The organism is Nostoc sp. 'Peltigera membranacea cyanobiont' 232, assembly GCF_002245985.1.
GTDB lineage: Bacteria > Cyanobacteriota > Cyanobacteriia > Cyanobacteriales > Nostocaceae > Nostoc.
The window spans coordinates 1-8,568 of the sequence record NZ_NOLK01000231.1 but is presented as its reverse complement, the minus strand read 5'-3'; the positions used below and the strand labels follow the sequence as shown (position 1 = coordinate 8,568).

The following is an 8,568-nucleotide window of genomic DNA, read 5'->3' as shown; positions in this document are numbered from 1 at the left end:
GTAATCTTCTAATACAAACGTTCAGAAATGTAAAAACAGAAAAATCCTAAACTGCTCTTTCTGTCTGGATTGCTGGTGTTACAATGGCTTAACACCTTGAAAGGTTTGATAAGATTACTATTAGGGACATTAATTAGGCGGTCAACCCAATTCCCCAATTCCAAGTGAATAAAAATCAGAAAACCTCGGTATCCCAACGGGACACGGGGTTTTCACCTTTTAGCCTATTTGTACTTGGCTAACCAAGCCCTGACAAACTCGGTTACTTCCTCCTCTTGAATAACAAACGCAGTCCCTTTTCTCCTGAAAGCCAGAATTTTCATACTTCCTACCTCCGAATAAAGATGTTCATTGTGAGTATTAGCCGCCTTGGTAGGAGGCCATAGGACTAAAACTTTTGCTGTGGGAGTCTTTTGAGCTTCACGGGAGGACATCAAAAACTTATCTCTGTTCTTGTTGAGCCACTTCTCGTAATCTGCTAACTCCACAAGTGGGCAGGGTTGCCACAGTTTTAGTCCATTCTTGTCTTTGCGCTTGACCTGTAAAGTCTCTCTAGCTTCGTTGTAGACAATTTCTCTATCTCCTTTTGACCGGATGGAGATAAACAGGTGAGTTATTCGTGGAAATCTCACAAACAAGTCGATAGGGTTGTTGTTTTCTACCGGAAGTGTTGGGAAAACTTGCACTCCTTCGTTTTCAAACTCATGGAAAATTGAGGTTCCTAATTTTTCTAATCGTGCCAGTTTTTGAGTTACTACCAACGGCTTGTAAGCCAATCCAAAAATTAACCAACCTAACGGATGCACGACACCACCCGTACCTAGCGCAAGACTACCAGCCGCTAGAGCAACGGTGGATTGATAGTCTATCGCCTCCCTAATTTTTTCAAACGCTGCTTGGTTGTGCAGTGGGAGTTGAAAATCGCTTGGTAGGTCTTTCACTGTTAACATTGGCGACATCAAAAATAATGATGTGAAATTAATACGATCTGTACCGATACAAATGCTTGACACTGCATTTTTGAAGCAATAGCCATTCTAATGGCAGTGACGGCAGTGTTAGCGGGTTGATTTCAGTAATGTTCATGCTGTGTCCTTGCCTTTTTTGGGCGACTGATGTTCGCCATTTTCAACGTATTGCACAACAAATTCAATAATTGCTTCATTCATATTTTTTCCGTTTAATGCACAACTAGCTTTAAACCTGTCCCTTAACTCTCTAGTAGGAAAAGTTACTTTCAATGTTGCGACAGGTTCATCTTTATTTTCTAGCTTACTCACTTGGGATATTTATCGCTAATACATTACTTATCCCAAATTACCCGTTTTAGCAACAAAATACTAAAAACGGGATACTTGGGATTTAAGATGTATTTGCATTAAACATCCCTTATGGGATATAGTATCATCATCAAGCCAAAAACAGCCACTCAACAAAGGCTAGAGTTGCCGGAAAGTGATGCTATGGCTTGCCCCCAACTGGATATCTGGATTTGTCTAGATTTAGCTAAAAATCAACGTCAAGCCAGAAAAAACAAGACTTTAACAATCATCTGAACCATGACAGCTATATATTCCAATGCCAAAAACTGGCTAGTTCAGGCAGACTTGTTAGCCAAATCCGGGCTAACTGACCTTATCGCCGGAAAAGATTCAGGTGCAGGGTATGGCAAGGCAATCATCGGTGATTTTTCCATCATGATGCCAGCCGCATACTCACTAGTTCGCAACCGTAACATCATGCACCACGAAACCATCTCAAAAGATGGGGCATGGCTGCGATATGTAGAAGGTTCACGCCTGGACTTAAAAAACGTTCAATTCTTTTGGGGCAGTGCTGCTCTAGCGCAAAGTGACCATACCTTGCTGCACGAGGACAAAGCCAAAAAAGCAGAACTGGCACTAGAAAGCATTCTTGCAGACTTAGCAGTTCTGAATATTCCCGATGGGGTCAAGCTTTCGATTAGTTTGAGCAATCACAACCCAGAACGCTGGGCAGATGAAATTAAACGCCGAGTAGAAGGGGTTCACACCTTTGAACATCTGCACCCTGTAACTCGTTCCATTGTCACCAAGACAGTTGAAATCGTGGTGACAGGCATTTATCCCGAAGGATTTGGAAGCATTGCTCACTGCTTATTCGGTGAAGCATCCCTGGTACTTGACCCCTCAGAATTAGCGATCGCACTCGATATCGGTTCATCGACTTGGTTGATTACCGTGTTCAACGGCAGTGGTGCAGTGATTGACCGTCACTTGATTGAGGGTGGTTGCGGGGAACTGCACACCATGATTGCAGAAACCCTCGACAAGCGAAACGACCGAGTAAGTCTGCTGTCCAAGGATGTGAAGCACTCACCCAGCTTGGTGAACCAGGGCATTCTAGAAGGGACTTTCACTTATGGAGGCAACCACCTCACAGGTAAAAAGTTTGAAACCGAGTACAGCCAGTGCCTAGATGAATGGTGGAGTAGCAGGATTGAGAAATTCGCCAACTTTGTGACTGCTGGTAATTACCTTGATAGAGCGAAATACCTTGTCGCCTGGGGTGGGGGTGTTTCCTTGCCCGTCGTGGATCAAAACTTAGCCGGTTTAGGTTTTGTGATTTTGAATAATCCCCAATTTATCAATGCCTTGGGGTTGAAGCTATTAACTCAAATATCTTTGGGAGCCTGATCAATGAATTACGAATCTCGGCGTATAACCATCTCCTACCTAGCAGTAATTGAATTGTGCAAGATTTTTGATTTACCCCAAGATGCACCAACACAAGCATTATCAGCAGGTGTAGAGAAGCTGATTTTTCAACACGGTAATGTACAACCATCGCCCAAAGTTGAAACACCGCAATCTACACAGCCCAATAAATCGGCACTTAGCGCAATGGTCACTAATTTCAAAGGGGCAGCATGAGCAGAACCACATTAAGAAACACGGTTTTAGGCATTGGAGCAACAGCAGCAGCGTTAGCCCTTAGCTACTTCGGAGTGCAGTACTTCGGTCGTAACAATATGTTCACCATCGCCGCAGCCGTGGGTGGTGGAGGTGCAATCAGCTATGTACTACAAAAACCGAACCAGCCACAATCCCCAAGTAATCAGCCAGAACCTCAACCCACACCGATGAAAACCCAAAGGAAAGGGAAGAAGTTGTGAGATCGCAAACATGATGCAGACACAACCCCAGAAGGGGACTAGCTCTCATCATCAGTAGTTCGGTTTAAGTATTGTATAGAAAATAGGAGGAATTATGTCACAGTCAGGGTTTGAGGCGCTTAAAGAAATGATTTCTAGAAACCTCGATAAAGGTAAAAAAGGGGAGACAACCTTTCATGGTGAACCGTCTGAAAATGTCAGTCCAATTTTAAGGGCAGCTAGCGAATTAGATTTAGAGCAACACACTGTTTTGAAGCCAAACGGGGAGACTTACAAAATCACTCTCAAGCGAAAGAATTAGAACTTACGTGATAAAAACCCAGAGGAAACAAACAAGTCATGAGCGACCAAGACACTGTGCAAACACAGCCATCGCTAACAACTACCGAAATCATGACCATCATTCTCGGTTGCGAACAAACTCTTAGGTTCGTGCAAGCATCCCCAAATTATCAACAAATCGAAGCGTCCGAAAGGTTCAGTACATCGAATGACCTAAAAATAGGTGATGCAGTGCAAGCCTTGATGGAGATTCACGAAGCGATTCTAAATATCGAGTTTTATTCGCAAGTTTGAGGGAGCAAATGTTAGAAACGACAACCTTAGTGCGTAACCATTTGTATGAATTTCGCGGTCAACAACTGCGCTACAGCCACCAGTCTAATTGTCGAGTCAATGCCCCTTTCATTTTCAATGACTCGAAAGGCAGAAGAAAAGAATTAAGCCAAAACCAAGTCCAGAGAGAGGTTTTTGAACTTGTTGAGTTTTGTGAGAACTGATGATGAAGCGATCGCACCTGCCGGCAAGCTTGGCGATCGCCTAATCAGGATGTATCTCTCGCCGCAAAACGAAAAGTACATAAGGATCTTAACAGCATGGCACTTGATTACAAAAATCCCAACGATTGGGGACGCTCACCTCTGACCGACTCCGCCCTAAGAAAGCAGCAATTCAAAGCGGAAAATCCTGAAGAATGGGCAGCAATGATCTCAGCAGATATTGAGGCACTTTCCACACCGCTAGAAGAAAGTGAAGATTACCCACCTTTCACCGGAACTGAATTCTTAGCAACTCATTCAACCATTGATGACCATCCATACTCTGCTGCATTTGGTCAATTCTTGGGCAATGGGATTGATGCGGACATTGCAAATATATTGGCGTTTGGTGACAACAGATTTGATTTAATCTCTGATGATTTAGATGACCCTGTAAGGCAACTAGCAACGAGAATTTATAACCGATTTGAAGAGATGGGTTACTGGGATGAATTGCCCCAAGAGTCCAGCGATATCAACTACGACAACATACCTTATTAGGAGAATAACGCAATGGACTTTGCAATACGTAATCCGGTAGTTGGTCATAGTTCGCATATCGACGAGAAAGCGCAATCTTGGGGAGGATTTGAGTCTGATATTCTGGGCTATCTCTCTGATATAAATAAGCTCGAACAGTTTGCCGATTATGCGAATAATGCCCAAGAGTTGAGTGACAGATTAGAACCATTTTTGGACAATGCCAAGGTCGTCTTTGAGGCGATGGAGAAGCTAACAAAAGGTCAGGTAACTTGGACTGAACTTCGCAAACAATACGGCTCTCATGTAGCGGGTGCAATTGGTAAAATCCGTAAACTTAACGCTGAATTTGACAGCGAAATGAGTAAAGTAGATGCCCAAGATAGAGCCGACTTGTTGCGAATTGACCAAAAACGCAAACACGCTTTAACCGAAGTTGCAGCCCAATTGCATCAAGATTTACAAGCTGAACTTTGGCGGCATGAAAATAAAATCAGCAGCATAGAAAATAAGCAAACTGTGCAAGCTGAGAGGCAGGCAATTACTACGGGCTTAAGAGAGAAACGCCAACAACTTTTAGCTCGTGCAAGGTTTGGCTCACGGGCATTAGAGCCAAATCAAACACCCCAGGAAGTCATACCAGTTACTAGCCAAAATCATGCACCTGCGTCTAGTGTTTCTGTAACAGGAACAGTTCGCGGTTGGGGTGCAATGTTGGGTAATTTATGGCAGAAGTTAGGCGAGAGATAATCAATTAATTAGGTAAGGCTGATGCTAGTAAGGAAACGAAATGAAGATCCTCATAGCGTCAGCCCTTTCTTGCATGAAGGGCTGGCCCAGAAATCACAACAACAACATCAGCAGCATCAACAACATGAACAGCCACAACCACTGCCAGAAAATAACAGAGGTAGAACATTTAGACGTGCTGGTAACGCCTGTGAAATTGTCGCTGGCAGTTGTTTGAATAGTGCAGTAATTTTCACCTTTCACCTGTTGCAAGTTCACCCAGTTGGAATGTTCCTTGCTGTGGGAACTGCACACCTGTACTTTACTGCCACTGCAACAGGTGAAGGCTTTAATAATTTCGTCACTAATTTAATGACTGGTTGCAGTGCATCACTGGCGTTATTGTGTGCGCTTTCCGAACCAATTAGTGAATGGAATGAAGCGAGAACTTCTACACAAACAGCTAATACTTCAATTGAGTCGGTTTATAAGCCAAAAACTGCTGAATCTTCAAGTTGGATGGATGGTGCAGGTGTGGCGATATTCGTAGCACTATTAATGATTTTTCTATTTGGTGGAAGGAAGAGTAAATGAATTATTTAAGTGACAAACATAAACAGTTATCCGAGTCGCAACAATCGGGTTTAATGTTGTGGTTTGGTCAGTTACCAATGGATAAGAAAGCTGTTGCCATTGGGTTGAGTTTGACTGTGGGAATTAGCTCGGCGGCGATGGCTTGGAAAGGGGAGTCAAGCGACCGCATTTATTTCTGCGTTCGGACTCCCCAGAGAAAATTGGTATGCCAGGATCAGAATAACAGACCATTTCGCATGACCCCATTTTATTGGTCACAGTGGAAGAGTGATGGAATGCCGCGCCAAATAGTGCGTAACCCAGCTATGGGCGTTAATGGACTGGTGAAAGCGACTAACCCATATAAGCCGTTTTGGGCGTTTGGCGGATTCCTGGGATTTGCGCTTGCGGGGTGGATGCTGAGGCACTGCCAAGATGAGGAGAAGCAGAGAGCAGTTTTTGAAGACATCGCCCAAAAACGGGATGCGGCGAAAGCAGAGATGGCCGCACGTTCCGAGTTAATAGAGAGTTACCGAGATGTTGCGATCGCAGAAGTCCAACTACAAGCAGACTTGGATCTAGTGGCCAATGATCGCACTGTGGATATCCAAAAAGCTGAGATTTACGCCCACACGGAAATTGAAGTTACCCAAATGGAGGCAACTGATGCCATTTTTGAGGCGCAAACGGCTAGGATGACCGAGCAACAGAAGGCAGATTACATTAAGCAGCTACGTGAGATGAAAACGCCTTATTTGCAAGGTAGCCAGACTTTAGCGCGGACGATTGACCCCAACGACAAGGTTACTGGGGCAGACAGCCAAGCGATTGCCCCTAGTGACAAATATCGCTGGATCAACAACACCATCGGCTACCCCACTTTGATATTTGGTGGCATGGGTGCGGGTAAATCCTGGACTACTAGAGAGATTATCTGGAAGAAAGTACAAGCTGGGTGGAACATCGTAGCGCTTGACCCGCACGGAACTTCGGTAGAGTGGCGCGGAGTAAAGCTAATTACTGGCTACAAAGAAATAGCCTCGTTTATGCAATGGTACATGGATGAAATGCGCCAGCGCTATGAAGATTACCGCAAGAGTGGATTGACAGAAGAACAGTGGACAGAACAGTTAAGAAATAGCGGCAAGATGCTATCAGTTATCTGTGAAGAATTTACAACTTGGACAGATAACATAGTTGAGCCAATGCCAGACGATTTTTCGGATGAAAAATGGAAGCCCGACCCTGATTTTATTGGTAAATGGTTTCGCTGTGCCATGACTGAATCTCGCAAACAATTAATGATTCCTTTGTTTGTAGCTCACGACCGCACAATGGAGATTTTAGCCAAAGCCAAAGGCTTATCAAAACTTCGAGATGCTGCACTGTTAGAAGTACAATTAATCGCAACTATTGACCCAATCACCACAGAGGCGAAAGCTAGTGGTCAGGGCAAGATTAAATTACCTGGGCATGGGCAATGGATTGATATTGAACTGCCTAAACTCGACCACAAGCGAATTGATTTTAGGCTTGATGAATCTAGAACAGTTAATGACCCGCCAACCATCGATAAAGCTACTTTAGAGCGCATTTATGAATTGGAATTCAATCTTGGTAGCAAGGCAAGTGACACCCAAGATAAACCGAAAAAACTATCACCAATGGCGCAAAAGCTGTATGAATATCTCACCAGGACTGAACGAATTGAAGCTGATGTAAGAGAGTTTAAGGGCAACTTTAAAGTGGCTGGTGAGAGATTTACTGTGGAGCAAATCAAGGGCTGGATGTACGAGATTGTGGGCGCAGGATTGGCGGATTGGATTGGTGAAGGAATTATCCATCTCTTGCACGAAAAAGAATGATGGTGTCTGGCTCAAGGGACGTAAAAACAGGGCTTTTTGCGAGACATCAACCCCAGACACGGCAGACACCAAAAGCCTGAAACCCTTACATAGCTTAGACACTCCTCGGACACCAGTTCAGACACCGCAAGACACCACGGCAAGGGTTGATGTCTTAATAATGTCTGCCAGACACGACTAATTAATTTATTGAAATACCTGAATACTATGCACCCAATTGAGTTTAAGAAAAAGTGGCAATTAACTTACAACGATTTAGCACTCGTCTTAGGTTACGAAAATGATTTCACTGTCCGTTGTTGGGGGATAAATGGAGGGCACAAGCGCAACCCTCAAAAAGTGGTTTATGTAGCTTGTCGTCTTCTAGATGAAAAATGGTCAGCTGAGGGGAAAGTTATAGATTCTTACCTTTGATAATTTCTATCCGCGTCTCTGCTAATTAATTTATTGAAATAGCTGAATACTATGCACCCAATTGAATTGAAGGAAAAGTGGCAGTTAACTTATAACGAGCTTTCACTTGTTTTAGGTTATCAAGGTGATTATACTGTTCGTTCCTGGGGTACGAATGGAAGACACAAGCGCAATCCTCAAAATGTTGTTTATGTCGCTTGTCGCCTTCTAGATGAAAAATGGTCAACTCAGGGGAAACAAGTAAATTCTTACCTTTGATGCTTGTGTGAGTCGGGACAATTATAGTCAACTGTTTAACAAAGTCGCAAGTCGCAAGTCGCAAGTCGCAAGTGAAGAACTTTCAAACGGTTCAGTTTAAGTCCCCGGCTTCTATCAAGCCGCAAGTATGTGTTTGCGGGGTCTAAATCCCAGGGTTAGCGCGTCTCAAACCCTATTGACAGGTAGATTCTAGGAGAGTATTGAGTTTGGAAGAGCCGCAGCCAAAACAGAAACCATATACTGATCATTCATCGCAGCTCGCCGTGACTTTTGTCGA

General features: G+C 43.8%; 15 protein-coding genes. 12 read left to right on the top strand and 3 right to left on the bottom strand.

Features of this window, described 5'->3' with window-relative positions; genetic code table 11:
- Positions 1-224 precede the first annotated feature (224 nt).
- On the bottom strand, positions 225-950 hold the full coding sequence (locus CDG79_RS37225) for a hypothetical protein (RefSeq protein ID WP_223278576.1): 726 nt from the start codon (positions 948-950) through the stop codon (positions 225-227).
- A 132-nt stretch (positions 951-1,082) separates the two neighbouring features.
- On the bottom strand, positions 1,083-1,280 hold the full coding sequence (locus CDG79_RS37220) for a hypothetical protein (protein WP_094346567.1): 198 nt from the start codon (positions 1,278-1,280) through the stop codon (positions 1,083-1,085).
- Between the two features lie 111 nt (positions 1,281-1,391).
- Between CDG79_RS37220 and CDG79_RS43100 the strand changes: the two genes are divergently transcribed.
- The 6 genes from CDG79_RS43100 (at position 1,392) to CDG79_RS37195 (ending at position 3,730) form a co-directional block, all read left to right on the top strand.
- Positions 1,392-1,556, top strand: a complete 165-nt coding sequence (locus CDG79_RS43100) for a hypothetical protein (RefSeq protein ID WP_189525265.1) — start codon at positions 1,392-1,394, stop codon at positions 1,554-1,556.
- A 3-nt stretch (positions 1,557-1,559) separates the two neighbouring features.
- The gene (locus CDG79_RS37215) at positions 1,560-2,675 is read left to right on the top strand and encodes a ParM/StbA family protein (RefSeq protein ID WP_094346566.1); all 1,116 of its coding nucleotides are present in this window, start codon (positions 1,560-1,562) and stop codon (positions 2,673-2,675) included.
- A 3-nt stretch (positions 2,676-2,678) separates the two neighbouring features.
- Positions 2,679-2,912, top strand: coding sequence for a hypothetical protein (locus CDG79_RS37210; RefSeq protein WP_069073853.1), 234 nt, complete (start codon positions 2,679-2,681; stop codon positions 2,910-2,912).
- A complete protein-coding gene (locus tag CDG79_RS37205) occupies positions 2,909-3,154 on the top strand; it encodes a hypothetical protein (protein ID WP_094346565.1) in 246 nt (81 codons plus the stop codon). The genes CDG79_RS37210 and CDG79_RS37205 overlap by 4 nt, the downstream gene beginning before the upstream one ends.
- 94 nt (positions 3,155-3,248) lie before the next feature.
- Positions 3,249-3,455, top strand: a complete 207-nt coding sequence (locus CDG79_RS37200) for a hypothetical protein (RefSeq protein WP_094346564.1) — start codon at positions 3,249-3,251, stop codon at positions 3,453-3,455.
- A gap of 38 nt (positions 3,456-3,493) precedes the next feature.
- Positions 3,494-3,730 (top strand): hypothetical protein, encoded by a 237-nt coding sequence (locus CDG79_RS37195; protein ID WP_094346563.1) that lies wholly within the window; start codon positions 3,494-3,496, stop codon positions 3,728-3,730.
- A 143-nt stretch (positions 3,731-3,873) separates the two neighbouring features.
- On the opposite strand, the gene CDG79_RS43095 is transcribed toward CDG79_RS37195, so the two are convergent.
- Positions 3,874-4,014 (bottom strand): hypothetical protein, encoded by a 141-nt coding sequence (locus CDG79_RS43095; RefSeq protein ID WP_189525264.1) that lies wholly within the window; start codon positions 4,012-4,014, stop codon positions 3,874-3,876.
- A gap of 15 nt (positions 4,015-4,029) precedes the next feature.
- On the opposite strand from CDG79_RS43095, the gene CDG79_RS37185 reads away from it, so the two are divergent.
- The 6 genes from CDG79_RS37185 (at position 4,030) to CDG79_RS37160 (ending at position 8,291) form a co-directional block, all read left to right on the top strand.
- Positions 4,030-4,473: a hypothetical protein gene (locus tag CDG79_RS37185; protein ID WP_094346561.1), complete on the top strand. Its 444-nt coding sequence runs from the start codon at positions 4,030-4,032 to the stop codon at positions 4,471-4,473.
- A 12-nt stretch (positions 4,474-4,485) separates the two neighbouring features.
- Positions 4,486-5,202: a hypothetical protein gene (locus CDG79_RS37180; protein ID WP_094346560.1), complete on the top strand. Its 717-nt coding sequence runs from the start codon at positions 4,486-4,488 to the stop codon at positions 5,200-5,202.
- Between the two features lie 21 nt (positions 5,203-5,223).
- On the top strand, positions 5,224-5,775 hold the full coding sequence (locus tag CDG79_RS37175; protein ID WP_094346559.1) for a hypothetical protein: 552 nt from the start codon (positions 5,224-5,226) through the stop codon (positions 5,773-5,775).
- Positions 5,772-7,619, top strand: a complete 1,848-nt coding sequence (locus CDG79_RS37170; RefSeq protein ID WP_094346558.1) for a hypothetical protein — start codon at positions 5,772-5,774, stop codon at positions 7,617-7,619. The genes CDG79_RS37175 and CDG79_RS37170 overlap by 4 nt, the downstream gene beginning before the upstream one ends.
- A gap of 207 nt (positions 7,620-7,826) precedes the next feature.
- Positions 7,827-8,033 carry a hypothetical protein gene (locus CDG79_RS37165; protein WP_094346557.1) on the top strand — a complete coding sequence of 69 codons (207 nt, stop codon included), beginning with the start codon at positions 7,827-7,829 and terminating at the stop codon, positions 8,031-8,033.
- Positions 8,034-8,084: 51 nt separating this feature from the next.
- Positions 8,085-8,291, top strand: coding sequence for a hypothetical protein (locus CDG79_RS37160; protein ID WP_094346556.1), 207 nt, complete (start codon positions 8,085-8,087; stop codon positions 8,289-8,291).
- Positions 8,292-8,568: the final 277 nt, after the last annotated feature.